Origin of the sequence: Sphingopyxis terrae subsp. terrae NBRC 15098, assembly GCF_001610975.1 — a bacterium.
Lineage (GTDB): Bacteria > Pseudomonadota > Alphaproteobacteria > Sphingomonadales > Sphingomonadaceae > Sphingopyxis > Sphingopyxis terrae_A.
Window position 1 is genome coordinate 2,677,413 of the sequence record NZ_CP013342.1, and the last position, 18,523, is coordinate 2,695,935.

The 18,523-nt window shown below is 65.0% G+C and carries 14 protein-coding genes, 1 tRNA gene and 1 pseudogene; 13 read left to right on the forward strand and 3 right to left on the reverse strand.

The window, feature by feature from the left end:
• Window positions 1–79: 79 nt before the first annotated feature.
• Both AOA14_RS12855 and AOA14_RS12860 read right to left on the reverse strand, forming a co-directional pair.
• Window positions 80–1,095, reverse strand: a pseudogene (locus AOA14_RS12855) (IS3 family transposase); the annotation flags it as partial.
• Window positions 1,096–1,176: 81 nt separating this feature from the next.
• Window positions 1,177–2,540, reverse strand: a protein-coding gene (locus tag AOA14_RS12860) for an IS3 family transposase (RefSeq protein ID WP_409372266.1) whose coding sequence is annotated in 2 segments (ribosomal slippage) — window positions 1,177–2,190 and window positions 2,193–2,540 — 1,362 coding nt in all. Because the reading frame shifts where the segments join, the coding sequence is not laid out codon by codon here.
• A gap of 100 nt (window positions 2,541–2,640) precedes the next feature.
• On the opposite strand from AOA14_RS12860, the gene AOA14_RS19330 reads away from it, so the two are divergent.
• Both AOA14_RS19330 and AOA14_RS12870 read left to right on the forward strand, forming a co-directional pair.
• The gene (locus AOA14_RS19330) at window positions 2,641–2,772 is read left to right on the forward strand and encodes a DUF2924 domain-containing protein (protein WP_238929652.1); all 132 of its coding nucleotides are present in this window, start codon (window positions 2,641–2,643) and stop codon (window positions 2,770–2,772) included.
• On the forward strand, window positions 2,765–4,468 hold the full coding sequence (locus AOA14_RS12870) for a recombinase family protein (protein ID WP_062902101.1): 1,704 nt from the start codon (window positions 2,765–2,767) through the stop codon (window positions 4,466–4,468). The genes AOA14_RS19330 and AOA14_RS12870 overlap by 8 nt, the downstream gene beginning before the upstream one ends.
• Before the next feature lie 188 nt (window positions 4,469–4,656).
• Here AOA14_RS12870 and AOA14_RS12875 read toward each other — a convergent pair.
• Window positions 4,657–4,743 (reverse strand) — tRNA-Leu (locus AOA14_RS12875).
• Between the two features lie 318 nt (window positions 4,744–5,061).
• On the opposite strand from AOA14_RS12875, the gene AOA14_RS12880 reads away from it, so the two are divergent.
• The 11 genes from AOA14_RS12880 to gspK all read left to right on the forward strand — a co-directional run bounded on the left by AOA14_RS12880 (window position 5,062) and on the right by gspK (window position 18,523).
• A complete protein-coding gene (locus AOA14_RS12880; protein WP_062902102.1) occupies window positions 5,062–6,684 on the forward strand; it encodes a beta-helix domain-containing protein in 1,623 nt (540 codons plus the stop codon).
• 78 nt (window positions 6,685–6,762) lie between these two features.
• The gene (locus AOA14_RS12885) at window positions 6,763–9,513 is read left to right on the forward strand and encodes a TonB-dependent receptor domain-containing protein (protein ID WP_062902103.1); all 2,751 of its coding nucleotides are present in this window, start codon (window positions 6,763–6,765) and stop codon (window positions 9,511–9,513) included.
• 173 nt (window positions 9,514–9,686) lie between these two features.
• Window positions 9,687–10,565 carry a type II secretion system protein N gene (locus AOA14_RS12890; protein ID WP_062902104.1) on the forward strand — a complete coding sequence of 293 codons (879 nt, stop codon included), beginning with the start codon at window positions 9,687–9,689 and terminating at the stop codon, window positions 10,563–10,565.
• Between the two features lie 5 nt (window positions 10,566–10,570).
• A complete protein-coding gene (gene gspD / locus AOA14_RS12895; protein WP_058811989.1) occupies window positions 10,571–12,763 on the forward strand; it encodes a type II secretion system secretin GspD in 2,193 nt (730 codons plus the stop codon).
• The gene (locus AOA14_RS12900; RefSeq protein ID WP_202988260.1) at window positions 12,760–14,262 is read left to right on the forward strand and encodes a GspE/PulE family protein; all 1,503 of its coding nucleotides are present in this window, start codon (window positions 12,760–12,762) and stop codon (window positions 14,260–14,262) included. Before gspD ends, AOA14_RS12900 begins: the two co-directional genes overlap by 4 nt.
• A complete protein-coding gene (gene gspF, locus AOA14_RS12905; RefSeq protein ID WP_062903155.1) occupies window positions 14,255–15,472 on the forward strand; it encodes a type II secretion system inner membrane protein GspF in 1,218 nt (405 codons plus the stop codon). Before AOA14_RS12900 ends, gspF begins: the two co-directional genes overlap by 8 nt.
• A gap of 12 nt (window positions 15,473–15,484) precedes the next feature.
• Complete coding sequence (gene gspG, locus AOA14_RS12910) at window positions 15,485–15,964, forward strand: type II secretion system major pseudopilin GspG (RefSeq protein WP_040589238.1); 480 nt, start codon at window positions 15,485–15,487, stop codon at window positions 15,962–15,964.
• Window positions 15,939–16,427, forward strand: a complete 489-nt coding sequence (locus AOA14_RS12915; RefSeq protein WP_062903157.1) for a GspH/FimT family pseudopilin — start codon at window positions 15,939–15,941, stop codon at window positions 16,425–16,427. The genes gspG and AOA14_RS12915 overlap by 26 nt, the downstream gene beginning before the upstream one ends.
• The gene (gene gspI / locus AOA14_RS12920; RefSeq protein WP_062902105.1) at window positions 16,417–16,794 is read left to right on the forward strand and encodes a type II secretion system minor pseudopilin GspI; all 378 of its coding nucleotides are present in this window, start codon (window positions 16,417–16,419) and stop codon (window positions 16,792–16,794) included. Before AOA14_RS12915 ends, gspI begins: the two co-directional genes overlap by 11 nt.
• 143 nt (window positions 16,795–16,937) lie before the next feature.
• Complete coding sequence (locus tag AOA14_RS12925; RefSeq protein WP_062903158.1) at window positions 16,938–17,519, forward strand: type II secretion system protein GspJ; 582 nt, start codon at window positions 16,938–16,940, stop codon at window positions 17,517–17,519.
• The gene (gene gspK, locus AOA14_RS12930) at window positions 17,516–18,523 is read left to right on the forward strand and encodes a type II secretion system minor pseudopilin GspK (RefSeq protein ID WP_062902106.1); all 1,008 of its coding nucleotides are present in this window, start codon (window positions 17,516–17,518) and stop codon (window positions 18,521–18,523) included. The genes AOA14_RS12925 and gspK overlap by 4 nt, the downstream gene beginning before the upstream one ends.

An 18,523-nucleotide genomic window follows, 5' to 3' on the forward strand; every position in this document is an offset into this window, starting at 1 on the left:
GGGACTGTCCGTCGTCAGAACATTCGGCACAACTCGCGGCGTAGATTAGCGGAGTGCGGACCTCGTCAGGGGGTTGATGTTAGGCGGCGAACTTGCGGTGCTGCAAGCGCCGATGTTCGATGGTCTGTCGCTTGATCCTTTCGCGCAGTTTGATGATTGCCGGAGCCTGCCGAAGTAGGCGTCGGCAGGCGTCACGTTGGCCAGGCTCTCGTGGTATCGCTGGTGATTGTAGTGCTCGACGAAGGCCTCGATGTGGGCTTCGAGGTCGCCGGGCAGGAAGTAGTTTTCCAGCAAGATGCGGTTTTTCAGGGTCTGGTGCCAGCGCTCGATCTTGCCCTGGGTTTGGGGATGACACGGGGCGCCGCGGACATGGCTCATCTTCCGGGCCTCGATGTATTCCGCCAGCTCACCCGCGATGTAGCTGGGGCCATTATCGCTGAGTAGCCGGGGTTTGTGCAGCACCGTGGCGCTGTCGCAACCAGAAGCCGCCAGGGCGAGGTCCAGCGTGTCGGTGACGTCCTCGGCTCGCATGTTGGTGCACAGCTTCCAGGCGGTGATGTAGCGCGAGAAGTCGTCGAGCACGGTCGACAGATACATCCAGCCCCACCCGATGATCTTGAAGTAGGTGAAGTCGGTCTGCCACATCTCGTTCGGCCGCGTGGTTTTCGTGTGGAACTGATCGGCAGCCTTGATCACGACATAGGCCGGGCTGGTGATCAGGTCGTGGGCCTTCAACAGGCGGTAAACCGTGGATTCCGACACGAAGTAGCGCTGCCCATCGGTGAAGCGCACGGCCAGTTCCCGGGGGCTCAGCTCAGACTGTTCCAGCGCCAGCTCGATGATCTGGTCGTGGATGCCCACCGGGATGCGGTTCCACACCCGGCTCGGCGCCGATGGCCGATCTTCCAACGCCTCCGGCCCGCCTTCGAGGTAGCGATCATACCAGCGGTAGAATGTCCGACGAGGGATGCCGAGTTGGTTCAGCGTGCGCTTGGCCGACAGGTGCGACTGCTCGACGGTTCTGATGATCTCGAGCTTCTCGGATGCGGGATATCTCATTCGTCGTTGCCCCCATCCGCGACCATGCTTTTTTTGAGCAGACTGTCTGTCGTCAGAACATTTGGCGCAGATCGCGGCGTTGATTAGCGGAGCGCGGGCCTCGTCCTGGGGTTGATATTAAGCGGCGAGCTTGCGGTGCTGCAAGCGTCGGTGTTCGATGGTCTTCCGTTTGATCCTTTCGCGCTGTTGGATGATGGCGTCTGCCCTGCCGAAGTAGGTGTCGGCGGGCGTCACATTGCCGAGGCTTTCGTGATATCGGCGGTGATTATAGTGGTCGATGAAGGCCTCGATCCGGGTCTCCAGATCGCCGGGCAGGAAGTAATTTTCCAGCAGGATCCGGTTCTTGAGGGTCTGGTGCCAGCGCTCGATCTTGCCTTGGGTCTGGGGATGCATCGGGGCGCCGCGGACATGGCTCATACCGTTGGCACCGATCCATTGGGCCAGCTCCTCGGCGATGTAGCTCGGACCATTATCGCTGAGCAGCCTGGGCTTTTGCACGACCCTGGCTGACGAACAGCCCGAGGCTTCAAGCGCCAGTTCCAGCGTGTCGGTGACGTCCCCGGCGCGCATGGTGGTGCAAAGCTTCCAGGCGATGACATAGCGGGAGAAGTCGTCGAGCACGGTCGACAGATACACCCAGCCCCAACCGATGATTTTGAAGTAGGTGAAGTCGGTCTGCCACATCTCGTTCGGCCGCGTCGTCTTGGTGTGGAACGCATCGGCCGCCTTGATCACGATGAAGGCCGGGCTGGTGATCAGGTCATGGGCTTTCAGAAGCCGGTAAACCGTCGATTCCGACACGAAGTAGCGCTTCTCGTCGGTAAAGCGCACAGCCAACTCGCGGGGCGATAGCTCGGACTCGTCCAGCGCCATCTCGACGATCTGCTGCTGGATATCGTTGCCGATGCGATTCCACACCCGGCTCGGCGCCGATGGCCGATCCTCTAGCGCCTCCGGCCCGCCTTCGAGGTAGCGGTCATACCATCGATAGAAGGTCCGGCGGGGGATGCCGAGCTGGTCCAGCGTCCGCTTGGCGGGCAGATGCGACTGCTCGACGATCCTGATGATCTCGAGCTTCTCAGATGCGGGATACCTCATTCTTCGTCGCCCCCATCCGCGATCATGCTTTTTTTGAGCAGACGGTTTTCCAGCGTCAGGTCGGCCACGCATTCCTTCAGGGCACGGGTTTCGCGGCGCAGATCGTGCACCTCGCCGGTGGTCGCAGCTCGGGCGGTATCGCCGGCCAGACGACGCTTGCCCGCTTCCATGAACTCCTTCGACCAGGTGTAATACAGGCTCTGGGCGATGCCTTCCTTGCGGCACAGCTCGGCGATGCTGTCTTCGCCGCGCAGCCCCTCCAGCACGATCCTGATTTTGTCCTCTGCAGAGAAGTGCCGGCGCGTCGCACGCCGTATGTCCTTCACCACCCGCTCAGCTGGGGCCTTCGGCGCCGATTTTTTCAAGGAGGATTTGGGCTTCATCTTCGTTCCTTCGTCACTACGACGAAGCCCAAATCCTCCTTAAATCACAACCTCAAATCTGTGCCATTGGCGCTGACGGCGGACAGGCCGGACCATCGAGGTGCTGGTCCGCGAAGACACCTTCGAGTGGGAAGGTCAAACCTACAAGTCGCTGAGCCATATAGCTCGCGAAGTGACCGGAGCGCACTGGTCGGGGCCGCGCTTTTTCGGGATGTCCACACGTCGTGGCTGACCGGATCGTTCGCTGCGCAATCTACACGCGCAAATCCACCGAGGATGGTCTAGAGCAGGAGTTCAATAGTCTAGATGCCCAATATGAAGCCTGTGTCGCCTATGCTGCGAGCCAGCGCCACGAGGGCTGGAAGGTAATTCCGGATCGATACGATGACGGAGGCTTCTCGGGCGGCAACATGGCGCGGCCAGGCTTGAAGCGACTGCTCGCCGACGTTGCGGCCGGGAAAATCGATGTTGTCCTGCTCTACAAGATCGACCGTCTGACACGGAGCCTCTCGGACTTCGCGCGGATTGTCGATATCCTAGATCAGCGGGGCGCCAGCTTCGTGTCGATCACCCAGTCGTTCAACACGACGACAAGCATGGGCCGGCTAACGTTGAACATGCTCCTATCCTTCGCCCAGTTCGAACGCGAAGTCACCGGCGAGCGCATCCGCGACAAGATCGCGGCCTCGAAGCGCAGGGGCATATGGATGGGTGGTCCGGTGCCGCTCGGTTATGTTGCCCGCGACCGCAAGCTCATCATCGAACCACAGGAGGCCGAACAGGTTCGCCATATTATGCGGCGTTATCTTGTTCTTGGCTCGGTCCGGATGCTCGTCGAGGAATTGAACGCTGACGGGTACCGAACCAAGGTGCAGAACCGGACTAGCGGTCCGCACAAGGGCGGGTGCCTCTATCGCCGGGGTACGATCTACCACTTGCTCGCGAACCGGATGTATCGTGGGGACATCGTTCACAAGGGCGAAGCATTCCCAGGCGAGCATGAGCCGGTCGTATCGGAAGAGCTGTGGAATGAGGTCCAGCGGACACTCGCCAACCGGTCGCAGGGCGGATCGAGCCAGCACGGAGCACGCTGGCCGAGCCTACTGATCAACCTTCTCTATGACGGGGAAGGGCGGCCAATGTCTCCGAGTCACTCGACGCGAAAAGCAGGAAACACTGGCATGTCCGCACAGCGCAGGCGTTATCGCTATTATCAAACGCGCACTGATGCCGAAGGTGGCGTTGCGTGGCGCGTCACTGCGTCGGATATCGAGCCCCTCGTCCGCAGCCGTCTCGCGACCTTCCTAGAGGATCAGCAGGCGATCATCGGGATGGCTGAGAATCGCAGCGCTGAAATCATCAGCGCCATATTGTCGTCTGCTCTTGGCATGGCTGCAAAACTTCGTTCGCACTCGACGGGTGAGTGCCGGGACGCCATCGAACAGATTGTTCGCCGCATCGACCTCGCTCGGGACAACATAGCCATCACCGTCAGCACCGTGGGACTGAGAGTCCAACTTGGGCTGCTCGAGGTGCGGAGCGGGGAGGGCGCAGTCGATGAGATCGTCCTGCATTGTCCAGTCGTCAAGGTAAGGCGCGGACATGCGCTGCGGCTGATCTTGCCTCCATCGACGCCCGCGGTTCCGCCACGAGAGCGCGACGAGAAGCTGGTCCAGCTTGTTGCAGAAGCATATGCGGCACGGAAGCTGGTCCTGGAGAATCCGGGACGAGCGATGGCCTCGATTGCTTCGGATCATGGCAGGTGCCGTACGCGTCTTGCAAAGCTGGTCGGCCTGTCGTGCCTCGCGCCCGATATCGTGACAGCCATCGTTGAGGGGCGTCAGCCTGCCAAGCTCACTCCCAATATGTTGACCACCATAAATCTACCGCTGTGCTGGCGGGAGCAACGCGCCGCTCTCGGGTTCTGAACCAAACTATCGACTGCAGTCACAAAAATGCCCGGCAGAGACCGGGCTTCCTTTTTGCCGTTTTGATGGCGAGTTTTGCGGGTCTCTGACTGCAGTCCGGATCAGCCGAGGCGCAAATGCGCAGAAAGGCGCGCCCTTGCGGGGCGATCCCAGATAACTGCCGATTTTTGAAGTCCTGCCGGACTGTATGGTGCGGTCGAGAAGACTCGAACTTCCACGGCCTTTCGGCCACAACGACCTCAACGTTGCGCGTCTACCAGTTCCGCCACGACCGCACATCATGATGGTCCGGATCGGGTCCGGCACCAGGTAGGAGCGGGCGCCTAGCAAAGCTTTGTTGGCGATGCAAGCGAGCACCGCGCAATTATTTTTCGGGATCGCGCAATCGGTGCGGCGGCGCAGAGGCGCAGGTTCGCGCCATGTCATCGAAACGACTCCGAAGAGTCACTCAACTGTCATGGCTCTACCGTCAGACCGTCATCGAATCACCCTAGTGGCGGCGTCACCGGGGGCGAGGGGCGATTCCTTTTCTCGTTCGCGGATGAATGTTCAGCAGCGTGCCGAGGGCGCGCACACGGGGAACGGAGATTTTCATGGCGGCTTTTGCGCGCGTTCGTTTGGTCATGCTCAGTGGCGTGGCCTGTTCTGTCCTGGCAGCCTGCGGCGCCGACAATATCGCGTCGCCGGGTGAGGGCGGCACCATCATCATCAATCCGACGCCGACCCCCACGCCGACGCCGACCCCGACGCCGACCCCGACGCCCAGCGTGACCCCGGCCGCGGGCTGTCCCACGATTTCCGATCCGCAGGGCCTGACCGACAGCGGCACGATCAAGAATCCGACCGTCGGCGAGTTCCGCGTCTGCACGCTGCCGTCGCGCATCAACAAGAGCGTGACGCTGCCCAAGATCGCCGGTCTCGTCTATCGCATGAACGGCCGCGTCGATGTCGGCACCGATCAGGGCGCGGCGACGTCGGGCACGACCAACGTCGTGCTGACGATCGAGCCGGGCGTGATGCTATACGGCGAATCGGGCCCGTCGTGGCTCAACGTCAACCGCGGCAACTCGATCCAGGCGGTCGGCACCCCGACGCTGCCGATCATCTTCACCAGCCGCGACAACGTCCAGGGCCTGAACACCGAAAATTCGTCGGGCCAGTGGGGCGGCGTCGTGCTGAGCGGCCGCGCGCAGATCACCGATTGCGGCACCAGCGGCGCGACCCCGGGCACGACGGCGTGCGAGCGCCAGACCGAAGGCGCCGTCGATCCGGCGCTCTATGGCGGTGCGAGCAACAGCGAGAGCAGCGGCCGCATGAGCTATGTCCAGATCCGCTATTCGGGCTACATCCTGTCGTCGAACAGCGAGCTTCAGTCGCTGACGCTGCAGGGCGTCGGTTCGGGCACCCAGCTCGACCATATCATGTCGTACAACAGCTCGGACGATGCGGTCGAAGTGTTCGGTGGCCACGCGCACATGAAATATTTCATCGCGATCGGCGCCGAGGACGATAATCTCGACACCGACGTCGGGACCAAGGCGAACTTCCAGTACGGGATCGTCGTCCAGCGCGCGAACATCGGGGACGCGATGATCGAGGCTGATACCGACAACGCGCTCGACGGCGACAATCCGCGCCAGAACACGCGCGTTGCCAACTTTGTCTTCTACCAGAATTCGCCCAACGCCTCGGCCGACCAGGCATCGATCCTGCTGCGCGGCGGCACCGACTACGGCATCTACAACAGTGTGCTGCTTAGCCCGAACAATCCCTGCCTGCGCATCAGCCGCGCGCAGACGGCTTCGGCGACGCAGAATGCGGCGATCGACGAATTTGGCGCGCCGGTATTCCAGTCGGTGCTCATGCAGTGTGCGGCGACCAAATATATCGGCAGCGGCGTGACCGCGGCCGAGGTGCAGGCGATCTTCGGTGCCGGCAGCAACGGCAACAGCGATACCTATGTTCCGACGCTGACCAGCCTGTTCGTCAACGGCGCGACCGAAACGGCGGTGACGCCGTTCGATATGTCGACGTTGAACGGCCAGACCTTCAACAGCATCGAACTGACCCGCGCCGGCTTCTTCGACAAGACGACCTATATCGGCGCGGTCAAGGACGCCAACGACACCTGGTACCAAGGCTGGACCTGCAACAGCGGCACCGCCAGCTTCGGCACCGGCAACAGCGGACTCTGCACCTCGCTGCCGACCAGCTGAGATTGAAACGTCGACCAGGAGGGGGCGGCGCGTGCCGTCCCCTCCCGCATATCTGATCCGGATTCTGGGGAAACCGCCATGTCCAAGCCGTACCGGCTCGCCAGCCTGCTTTTGATCACCACGGCGCTCGTCGCGCCCGCCACGGCGATGGCGCAGACCGACCCCGCTCCGGCCGAACCCGCGGCAGAGGCTGCCGCGGACGCGGCGCCGGCAGACGCTGCCGAACCGGCACCACAGGACGATACCGACATTTCGATCCCCGGCGCGGAGATCGTCGTCACCGGCCGCCGCAGCGCCAATATCGAGCGCACCGCGCCGCAGGTCGTCTCGGTGCTCGGCGCCGCCGACATCGCGCGTACGGGTGAAGGCAATATCGCCGGCGCGCTCGGCCGCGTCACCGGCCTCAGCGTCGTCGGCAACGGCTTCGTCTATGTTCGCGGCCTTGGCGATCGCTATTCGCTCGCGCTGCTCAACGGTTCGCCGCTGCCAAGTCCCGAACCGCTCAAGCGCGTCGTCCCGCTCGACATTTTCCCCAGCAGCATCATCGCCTCGTCGCTGGTGCAGAAAAGCTATTCGGCGAATTTCCCCGGCGAATTCGGCGGCGGCGTGATCAACCTGACGACCAAGGCAGTTCCGCGCGAGCCGTTTCTGACCATCGGCGGCAGCATCGGCGGCAATTCGGAAACCACCGGGCAGCTCGGTTACACCTATTATGGCACCGGCAGCGACTGGACCGGCTTCGGCGACGGTGGCCGCAATCTGCCGCCCGCCTATGCGGCGTGGCGCGCATCGGGGCTGCGCATCAACGATCCCAGCGTCAATCAGCAGGCGATCGCCGGCCAGTTCGTCAACGCCAGTAATGCGGTGCTGCAGCAGAACAACAATATGCCGGTCAACTGGGGCGTGAACGTCACCGGGGGCAAGTCCTGGACGATCGGCGATGCCGAACTCGGCCTGATCGCGACCGCTGGCTACACGACCAAATGGCGCACGCGCGATATTGCGCAGCAGACCGCGAACGCGCTCGACCTGTCGTCGCTCAACACCAATGTCCGCCGCGTCGTTACCGACAACCGTGTCGTTGCCAACGCGCTGCTCGGTCTCAGCCTCGAATTCGGCGATAACAAGATCCGCTGGACCAACCTTTATATCCGCGACACGATCAAACAGGCGCGCCTGGGTGCCGAAGACCGGCCCGACACCGCCGACGCCAATCCCGGCGTCAGCTTCCAGTATCAAGACACGGCCTGGTACGCCCGCCAGCTGATCGACACGCAGTTCGTTGGCGAGTTCAAGCCGATGGACGGCCTCGACGTCGATATCCGCGCCGGCTACGCCAATTCGCAGCGCGAAGCGCCGTTCGAGCTGAGCTTCATGTACAGCCGTTCGAACAGCCCGACCGATCCCTATGGGCAGTTCTTCACCAACACGCTGAACACGGGCCAGCGGCCGGGCAGCGCGACGATCGCCTTTTCGGACCTCAACGAAGATCTCTATTCGGCCGGTATCGACGTCACCTACGATCTGGCGGCGCGGGTCAAGCTGATCCTCGGCTACGCCTTCAGTGATACCAACCGCGTCACCGAACGCCGCGACTTCCTGTTCCAGGGCAACAACAACATTCCGCTCGGCATTTCGCTGCTGCGCCCCGACCTGCTGCTCTCGCAGGCGGTGATCTGCTTCCCCGGCGTCGATGCGACGGTTGCGCCCGATTGTCCGGCGAACCCCGTTGCGACGGGGATCGCGCTCGTCGACAGCACCGGGTCGAACCCGACTTTCAAGGCGACGCTGCGCAACCATGCGGGCTATGTTCAGCTCCAGGCCGATCTGACCGACCAGCTCAATCTCAACATCGGCGCCCGCTACGAAAGCGCCGATCAGGGCGTGAGCGCGGTGCAGGTCTATACGGTCAACCCGACGCTGCCGCCGGCGACCAACCTCAAGCGCGACTATCTGCTTCCTGCCGCGACGCTGACCTACGAAATCTCGCCGCAGCTGCAATTCCGCCTGAGCGGGTCGAAGACGATCGCGCGGCCGCAGTTCCGCGAGCTGGTATTCCAGACCTATTATGATCCGGACAGCAACCGCACGTTCCAGGGCAATCCGCAGCTCGTCGACAGCCAGCTCTATAACGCGGAAACGCGCCTCGAATGGTATTTCGCACCCGAACAGCGCGTGTCGCTCGGCGGCTTCTGGAAAAAGATCAAGAATCCGATCGAAACCTACGCCAGCTTCGACGGCAACAGCGTGACGACGCGCTTTGCCAACGCGCCCGAGGCGACGCTTTATGGCGTCGAGTTCGAGGCGCAGAAATATTTCGACCTCAGCGGTATGAACGGGGCTTTCTGGGCCAGCCGCCGCGCAGTGCTGATCGGCAACTACACCTGGTCGCAATCGAAGCTGAAGGTCGGGCCGACCGATCCCGTTCAGGCTTATCCGTTCACCGGTGCGACGCTGGCGAGTCAGTTCTACCGCGACGGCGCGCCGCTGACCGGCCAGTCGGATCATCTGGTCAATCTGGAATTCGGCCTCGAAGACACCGACAAGCTGTCGCAGCAGACTTTCCTGATCTCTTATGCATCCGATCGCGTCACGCGGCGCGGCCCGTCGGGTCAGCCCGACATCTTCGAACGGCCGGGCATCCAGGTCGATTTCGTCGCGCGCCAGGGTATCCCGCTGTTTGGCAAGGAACTCGAACTCAAGTTCGAGGCCCGCAACATCTTCGGTACGAAATACAAGGAAATGCAGGAAAGCGGCGACAACCGCATCTATTACAACCTGTACAAGACCGGCACGACCTTCTCGCTGGGCGGGTCGCTGAAATTCTGAGGCATCCCTTGCCAGCCGCTCCGGCCGCAGCGCCGGGGCGGCACTGGCGGGTGCCGGCGCCAGCCCGGACTCGCCCCTCTGACAAAAAACTGTAATCTTCCCGTCAACTGATTGTCACGGACGGCGCCTAGGCGATTCGCGAGATAGGTTTCAGCTGGGGGACAGATAGGGTCATGGCGACGCTGATGAGGGGATCGGCCGTTCGGCTGCCGCACTGGCTGCGTGCCGGCAGGCGGGCGCCGCGCGATGCCGCGCCGCTGATCGGCGTCGTCATCCTCGGCGCACTGCTGATCTGGCAATGCGTCAATCTCCTCTGGGCGTTGATCGTTCCGCTCGCCCCGCTCGGCGCGTGGCAGCCGCAGACCGCGGTCATCGCATCGCCGGCCGAACGCCGCGCGATTTTCTCGAGCTTCGACCCCTTCTTCCGCAGCGGGCCGCAAGGGCCGGCCAGCGCGACGGTCACCTCGCTTGGCCTGACGCTGTTCGGGATCAATCTCAACGAAGCGACCGGCGGGGGCTCCGCGATCATCGCGAGCGATGACGGTCTACAGAACAGCTATGCCGTCGGCGACGAGATCGCGCCGGGCGTCAAGCTGGTCGGCGTCGCCTTCGACCATGTGCTCCTCGACCGCGGCGGCACGCGCGAAAGCCTGTTTCTCGATCAAAGCGGCGACGCGCCGGTCGCCAATCCCGCAGCGCCGTTGCCCGCCCCGACGCCCGAGGTCGGATCCCCCGGTGCAGCGACCAACGGCACCACCGCGAGCGGCGAGATGTCGCCCGCCGCGCTCAAGGCCGGCATCGGCTTCGCGCCGCGCACCGAAGGCGGCAAGGTCACCGGCCTTTCGGTCCAGCCGCAGGGCGACGGCGCCGTCTTCCGCGCTGCGGGCCTGCGCCCCGGCGATGTCATCCGTTCGGTGAACGGCCGTCCGATCGGATCGGCCGCCGATGCCGCCGCGCTCGCCAGCCAATTTGCGCCCGGCGCGCGCGTCTCGCTCGAGGTCGAGCGCGGCGCGAGCGTCGTTCCCGTCGCCCTGTTCCTTTCGAAACAATAGGTTTTATGCGCCTCAAACTCTCTCTCATGCTGGCCGCCGCCCTTGTTTCGGCGACCCCCGTTCCCGTGCTGGCCCAATATACGCTGAACGTCCGCGACGCCGACGTTCGCGCCTTCATCCAGGATGCGGCGCGGATCACGGGGCGGACATTCGTGATCGACGGGCGTGTCAACGGCAAGGTATCGGTCGTCACCGACCGGCCGCTGTCGCGCAGCGAATATTTCGAAATTTTCCTCTCGACGCTGCGCGCGAACGGACTGGTCGCGGTGCCCAATCCCAACGGCAGCTATCGCATCCAGCCGATCGACGGCGCGGCGACGCAGCCGACGCGCATCGGCAGCGGCGGTGCGGCGCAGAACCAGTTTGTCACCGAAATCATCCGGCTGCGCCATATCGACGCGATGGCGGCTGTCGAAACGCTGCGCCCGCTGGTCAGCCCGCAGGGCTCGCTGACCGCAAACCGCAATGCGAACAGCCTCGTTGTTGCTGATTTCGCCGACAATATCCGGCGCATCCGTGCGCTCGCGTCGAGCATCGACCGCGATACATCGACCAGCGAGGTCGTTGCGCTGAAAAACGCTGGCGCGCGCGAAATTGCCGCCGCGCTTCAGGCGCTGGTCCCGGCGGCGGGCGAGGGCGCGCAGGCGCCGGTCGCGATCGTTCCGATCGACAGCAGCAATGCGGTGGCACTGCGCGGCGATCAGGCGATGGTTGCGCGCTTCGTGTCGATGGCGCGCGACCTCGACATGCGCGCAGCGGGCGGTACCGAATTGCGCGTCTATTGGCTGGAACATGCCAATGCCGAAACGCTGCTCCCGACGCTGCAACAGCTTGTCGGCGGCGGCAGCGACCCGGCGCAGAAGGCGGGATTGCCGCCGGCATCCTCATCGTCTTCGTCGGGTGGCAGCGGCGGCACTCCGGCCCCCGCGGCCACGACCACCGCCAGCGCCGCGCCGACCACGGTCAGCGGGGCGGGCGGCAGCATCGCGACGCGCGGTCCGGCGATCGTCACCCGCTACGAAGGCGCGAACGCGATCATCGTCGCCGCCAATGCCGATGTGCAGCGGATGCTCGGCGAACTGATCCGCCAACTCGACGCGCGCCGTCCGCAGGTGCTTGTCGAGGCGATCGTGGTCGAAATCGGCGACGATGCGGCAAAGCGCCTCGGCGTCCAGTTCCTGCTCGGCGGCAAGAATATCCCCTTCGCCGCGACGAGCTATGGCAATGCCCAGCCCAATATCCTGACGCTGGGGGGCGCTTATGCCGCGACCAAGCTGACGCAGGATTCGACGACCGTCGACGGCACGACCGTCGTGACCCAGACGTCGAGCGCGCTCGGCAGCAGCCTGCAGGAAGCCGCGGCGGCGTCGCTGCTCTCGGCCACCGGCGGCTTTGCCGGCTTCGCGGGCGACATCGGCAAGAACACGGTGTTTGGCGCGATCATCAATGCGGTGAAATCGGATACGACGTCGAACCTGCTCGCGACGCCGCACATCGTCACGCTCGACAATCAGGCCGCGAAATTCCTGGTCGGGCAGGAAGTTCCGATCACCACCGGCGAGGCGCTGAGCAAGAATTTCGACAATGCCTTCCGCACCGTCCAGCGCGAGGAGGTCGGCATCAAGCTGGAAGTCACGCCGCAGGTCAATGGCGCGGGCGAGGTCAAGCTGTTCCTGCGTCAGGAAGTGTCGAGCGTCGCCGGCCCCGTGTCGTCGCGCAACAGTGACCTCATCCTCAACAAGCGCTCGTTCGAAACGACGCTGACTGTCGACGACGGTCAGATCCTCGCTATCGGGGGACTGCTCAACGACGACGAACGCAAGACGATCGAGCGGATTCCGCTGCTCAGCGACATCCCGCTGATCGGCGAACTGTTCAAATCACGCAGCCGCAGCCGTGCCAAGACCAATTTGATGGTCTTCATCCGCCCGACGATCCTCAAAAATGCCGAGGACAACGCCGCACTGACGGCGCGCCGCTATGGCTATATCCGCGACTTCCAGCTGCGCCGGAATCCCGGCGAGGAACCCGCGATCGACACGCTGGTGCGGGATTATATGGGCACGACGCCGCCGCTGCCGAGCGCGGCGACGGCCGCCGACGTGACGGTCGGGCCGGGGGAGCAGCCTGCGCTGCGCCGTCCGGACGGCAGCGTCACGCCCGTCGATGTGCCGCCGTCCGAGGGAGGCCAGCCGTGACCGACGCTGTGCCGGCCGCCGCGCCGCAGACGGTGCCGGTCGACATCCCCTATGGCTTCGCGCGCGGTCACGGCGTCGTTATCGCACCCGACGGTGAAGGCTGGCTCGCGACTCTGCGCGAGGGGAGCGACCCGGCGGTGCTGATCGAGGTAAAGCGCTACCTCGCCGCCCCGCTGCGGGTCGTGACGGCAAGCGTCGCCGATTTCGACCGGCTGCTCTCGGACCATTATGCGGTCGACGCGTCGGCGGCGGCAATGGCAGGCTCGCTCGATGGCGGCGACATCGATCTGATTGCGAGCGGCATGCCGAGCGCCGAGGATCTGCTCGACAGCGCCGATGATGCCCCCGCGATCCGCCTCATCAACGCGATCATCGCCGAAGCGGTGCGCCAGGGGGTCAGCGATATCCATATCGAACCCTATGAGAGCGGCCTTGTCGTGCGGATGCGCGCCGACGGCGTGCTGCGCGAACATCTGCGCATGCCCCCGCATGTCGCGCCCGTCGTCGTCAGCCGCATCAAGGTCATGGCGCGGCTCGACATTGCCGAACGCCGAGTGCCGCAGGACGGTCGCATCGCGCTGACGCTGGCGGGCAAGGCGATCGACGTCCGCGTGTCGACGCTGCCCAGTCGCGCGGGCGAGCGCGTCGTCATGCGCATCCTCGACAAGGATACCGCGGGCATCGATTTCGACGTGCTCGGCCTGTCCGGCGAGGCCGACCGCATCCTGCGCGAGGCGCTGGCCGAACCCAATGGCATCATTCTCGTCACCGGGCCGACGGGTTCGGGCAAGACGACCACGCTCTATGCAGCGCTGAAGCAACTCAACGACGGTCAGCGCAATATCCTCACCGTCGAAGATCCGGTCGAATATGCGGTCGAGGGCGTCGGCCAGACGCAGGTCAATGCGAAGGTCGGGCTTGATTTCGCGGCGGGGCTGCGCGCTATCCTGCGCCAGGACCCGGACGTCGTGATGATCGGCGAAATCCGCGACCGCGAAACCGCCGATATTGCGGTGCAGGCATCGCTTACCGGCCACCTCGTCCTGTCGACCGCCCACACCAACGACGCGGTCGGCGCGATCACGCGCCTCAAGGATCTGAAGGTCGAACCCTTTCTGCTCGCCTCGACCCTGCGTGCCGTGCTCGCGCAGCGTCTGGTGCGCAAGCTGTGCCCGACGTGCCGCGAGCCGGTGCAGGCCGACAATGGCATTGCCGCGATGCTCGGCCTCGACATCGGCACCGTGATCTGGCGGCCCAAGGGCTGCGATGAATGCGGACATACGGGCTTCAAGGGCCGGATCGGCGTGTTCGAGGCGATCAAGGTCGATGAGACGGTGCGACGCTACATCTATGCCGGCGGCGACGAGTCGATGATCGCGAAGCACGCCTTTCTGAAGGCGCCGACGCTCGCCAGCGCGGCCCGCGCGATGGTCGCAAAGGGGATCACGACGCCGGAGGAAGCGATCCGCATCGCGCGGCGCGAGGATGTCGATGCCTGATTATCGCTATGTGGCGATCGATCCCCAGGGCCGCGAGCGCAAGGGACGATTGACCGCCGCCAACGACGACGCTGCGCGAGCCAACCTTGCCGCGCGAAAATTCCATATCGTCGCGGTCGAGGAAGCGGGTACGCGCGCCGCGCCGGCGCGGTCGCTTTTCGCCTTTCGCAGCGCGCGGTTGAGCGCGAAGGAACTGGCGCTCTTCACGCGCCAGCTTGCGACGCTCGCCGAAGTCGCGCCGCTCGAAGAGGCGCTGCGCACGTTGACGCGCCAGAGCGAGGCCGAAAGCGCGCGCGCGGTGATCGGCGATGTGCATGCGGGCCTGCTTGAAGGCCGCCGCCTTGCCGACGCGATGGCACGGCAGCCGGCCAGTTTCCCGCCGCTCTACCGCGCGATGGTCTCGGCGGGCGAAACCACGGGTAGTTTGACGACGATCCTCGCGCGGCTGGCCGACCTGCTCGAACGCCAGGCGCAGGTGCGCGGCAAGCTGATCGCCGCGCTTGCCTATCCTGTGGTGCTCGCGGTTGTCGCGATCGGGGTCGTCGCGGCGCTGATGATCTTTGTCGTCCCGCGCGTCGTCGAACAATTCGACGACGTCGGGCAGCAACTGCCTTTCCTGACCCGCGCGGTCATCGCGGTTTCCAGCTTTGCGGCGAACTGGTGGTGGCTGATGCTGCTGCTGATCGCGGGCGCGATTTTCGGCTGGGTCAGCGCGATGCGCCGCCCAGCCTTCAAGGCGGGGGTCGATGCCCGGTTGCTCCGCCTGCCGCTGCTCGGCCGCCTGCTGCGCGACCTCTATGCCGCCCGCTTCGCCCGGACGCTCGCGACGATGGTGTCGAGCCGGCTGCCGCTGGTCGAGGGGTTGCGGCTCACCGTGCCGACAATCCGCAACGCCGCGCTTGCCAGTGCAACCGGCCGCATCGTCGATCAGGTCCGCGCGGGCAGCAGCCTGTCGTCGGCGCTGCGCGATGCCGGCGTGTTTCCGCCGCTGCTCGTCTACATGACCGCGAGCGGCGAAAGCGCGGGTCGACTCGAACAGATGCTCGAACGCGCCGCCGATTATCTCGAACGCGAATTCGACCGTTTTACCGCCGCTTCGATGGCGCTACTCGAACCTGTCATAATTGTCATTATGGGGTCTTGCGTCGCGCTTATCATCCTTTCCATCCTGCTTCCGATCCTCCAGTTGCAGAACCTTGCAGGGCTATAATAAATGTCGCTGATGCAGCTTTTCCTTCGCCTGATGCTCGATCCCTCACGCCCGCCGCGGCGCCGCCGCAAGCGCGACGAGCGCGGCTTCACGCTTACCGAATTGATGGTCGTTATCTTCATTATCGGGCTGCTCGCGACGGTCGTGCTGATCAACGTCCTGCCCAGCCAGGACAAGGCGATGGTGACGAAGGCTAAGGCCGATATTGCGACGCTGGAGAATGCGCTCGAACAATATCGGCTCGACAATCTGACTTATCCGGCGACGACCGACGGGCTGAACGCACTGTCGACGCCGCCGCCGTCGCTGGCGCAGCCCGAACGCTACCGCCGCGGCGGCTATATCAAGAAACTGCCGAGCGATCCTTGGGGACGTCCCTATAATTATCAGGCACCCGCCGCGAACGGAAAGCCGTTCGACGTCTGGTCGCTCGGCGCCGATGGCGCGCCCGGCGGGACCGACGAAAATGCCGACATTCACGGGGACAGCTGACCGCGGTCGCCTCCGGCGCGGCAAGGCGCGCGGCTTCACGCTGGTCGAACTGATGGTCGTTCTGACGATATTGGCGCTGGCCGCGACCGCCGTCGTGCTGACCATCCCGGGCGAGGAACGCAGCGTGCGCAACGAGGCCGATCGGCTGGCGGCGCGGCTCGCCGCGGCGCGCGACGTCGCGGTGGTCGAGGGGCGCAGTGTCGCGGTCAATTTCGCGCCGTCGGGCTATGGTTTCGAACGTCGCATCGACGGTGCCTGGGCGCCTTTGCCCGGCCGGGCCTTTGCGCAGCGCAATTGGCCCGCCGATATTCGCTTCGCCGCTGGCGACGGGCAGGGCGCGGCGCGCATCTTGTTCGACCGCGTCGGCACCAGCCCAACGCCGCAGGCGGTGGTGCTGGCGGGCGGCGACGCGCGCGAAGTGGTCCGCGTTTCGGCAACCGGAGAGGTCAGCCGTGATCGCTAGGCCGTCCATCGCCGGCCAGCGCGGGTTCACGCTGCTCGAAATGCTCGTTGCGCTCAGCATCATCAGCATTGCGGCGCTGACGCTCGTCCGGCTCGATGCCTATGCGGTGCGAACCGCGGGCGATCTCGACGAGAGCACCGTCGCGGGCATCGTCGCGCAGAATCGTGCCGTCGAACTCTGGACCGATCCGGCGCCGCCGACGATCGGCGCCAGCACGACCAGCGTGACCAATGCCGGGCGCAACTGGCGCATCGAACAACGCATTGCGCCGACCGCCGACGACAGCCTGCTGCGTATCGACCTGATCGTCCGGCCGGAGACGGGGCGCGGGCAGGCGGCGCTGACGATCATCCGGGCGGCGCGATGAGGCACATTCGAATTTCTTCTCCCTTTGCCCTGAGCTTGTCGAAGGGCCGTCCTTTCTTCGGCGTCAAAGAAAAGAGCGGTGATTCGACAGGCTCAGCACGAACCGAGGTTGCGATAGGCCAGCACGGCTTCACCCTCGTCGAAATGCTCGTTGCGCTGTCGCTCTTTGCCGCGATCGCGGCGATGGGGGTGAGCCTGCTACGCAGCAGCGTTGACACACAAGAGGCGGTACAGACGCGGCTCAAGGCCATGAGCGGGATGAACCGCATCCGCGCGGTCATGGCGAATGATTTGGCGCAGGCGGTGCAGCGGCCGACGCGCGGCGCGGCGGGCGAGGCGGTTCCGGCCTTCACCGGCTCGGCGAACGGCTTCGCCTTCGTTCATGCGGGCGCGGCGACGATCGAGGGAGGCGCGCGGCCCGATGTCGAACGCGTCGGCTATGCCCTGATCGGAGGTGAGTGGCGCCGCGCGGTGCAGCCGACGCTCGACGGCACGACGCTCGGCGACGGTGACCGGCTGGTCGGCGACGTTTCGGCGGCTGCGGTGCGCTACCGCGACGAGCGCGGCAACTGGAGCGAAAGCTGGTCGAGCGATCCCGACGACCGTTTGCCGCGCGCGGTCGAGGTGCGATTGACCCGTGCCGGGCGGCCGCCGCTGACGATGCTGTTCCTGACCGCGCCGACGCTCCCACCACCGCCGCCTTCGCCGACTGGGGCGACGCCATGACCGGGCCGACACGGGACGATCGCGGGGCGGCGCTGCTCAGCGTGTTGCTGCTCGTCGCGGTCATGGCGGTGATCGCAGCGACCGCGCTCGACCGGTTGACGCTTGCGACGCGGATCGCGGGCAGCGCCGCGACGGTCGATCAGGGACGCGCCTATGCCTTTGCCGCCGAACAGATTGCGCTGCGGCGCGTCGCCAATCTGGTGGCGCGCGATCCGTCGCGACTGTCGAATGATGGCGATTGGCTCGACCGCGATTTTATCCTGCCGCTGCCGGGCGGGCAGGGGAGCGCGCGACTGAGCGATGCCGACAATTGCTTCAATCTCAACAGCCTGGCCGCCGAAACCGCGCCGAGAAAGCTCAGCCAGCGGTCGGGCGCTACCGCGCAATTTACCGAGCTGATGGTGCTGCTCGGTATCGACCGCGGGCAGGCGATGGCGATTTCCGGCGCGGCGGCCGACTGGATCGACAGCGACGGCAACGACGGGCCGCTCGGCGCCGAAGACGGCGTCTATCGCGCGCTCCCCGGCGCCTACCTGCCCGCAAACCGCAAGATGGCCGATGTCAGCGAATTGCGCGCGGTGCGCGGCGTGACGCCCAAAATCTATGCGCGGCTGAAGCCGTGGATATGCGCGTTGCCGCGCGCCGAACCGGTGAAGCTGAACGTCAACTCGCTGCGCCCCGAACAGGCGCCGCTGATCGCGATGCTGATGCCGGGGCAGATCAGCATCGCCGATGCACGGGCGGCGCTGGCGGCCCGGCCCGCTGGCGGCTATGGCAGCAGCGTGCGATTCTGGGAGGCGCGCTCGCTCGCCCGGCTCGATCCGCCCACCGACGTGGGCGAACAGGCCGCGGTGACCAGCCGGTGGCTCACGCTGACGACGCAAGTGACGATTGGGGACGGGTTTTTGACGGCACATTCGCTTATCGACGTCAATGGCGGCGCGCCGGGCGCCGGTCAGGCGCCGCCGGTCATCGTCCGCCGGGACTGGGGCGAGGCCGACTGA

Coding starts and splice junctions, on each gene's coding strand:
- AOA14_RS12880 (WP_062902102.1), top strand. CDS start 5,062: ATGGCGGCTTTTGCGCGCGTTCGTTTGGTCATGCTCAGTGGCGTGGCC.
- AOA14_RS12885 (WP_062902103.1), top strand. CDS start 6,763: ATGTCCAAGCCGTACCGGCTCGCCAGCCTGCTTTTGATCACCACGGCG.
- AOA14_RS12890 (WP_062902104.1), top strand. CDS start 9,687: ATGGCGACGCTGATGAGGGGATCGGCCGTTCGGCTGCCGCACTGGCTG.
- gspD (WP_058811989.1), top strand. CDS start 10,571: ATGCGCCTCAAACTCTCTCTCATGCTGGCCGCCGCCCTTGTTTCGGCG.
- gspF (WP_062903155.1), top strand. CDS start 14,255: ATGCCTGATTATCGCTATGTGGCGATCGATCCCCAGGGCCGCGAGCGC.
- gspG (WP_040589238.1), top strand. CDS start 15,485: ATGCAGCTTTTCCTTCGCCTGATGCTCGATCCCTCACGCCCGCCGCGG.
- AOA14_RS12915 (WP_062903157.1), top strand. CDS start 15,939: ATGCCGACATTCACGGGGACAGCTGACCGCGGTCGCCTCCGGCGCGGC.
- AOA14_RS12925 (WP_062903158.1), top strand. CDS start 16,938: ATGCTCGTTGCGCTGTCGCTCTTTGCCGCGATCGCGGCGATGGGGGTG.
- gspK (WP_062902106.1), top strand. CDS start 17,516: ATGACCGGGCCGACACGGGACGATCGCGGGGCGGCGCTGCTCAGCGTG.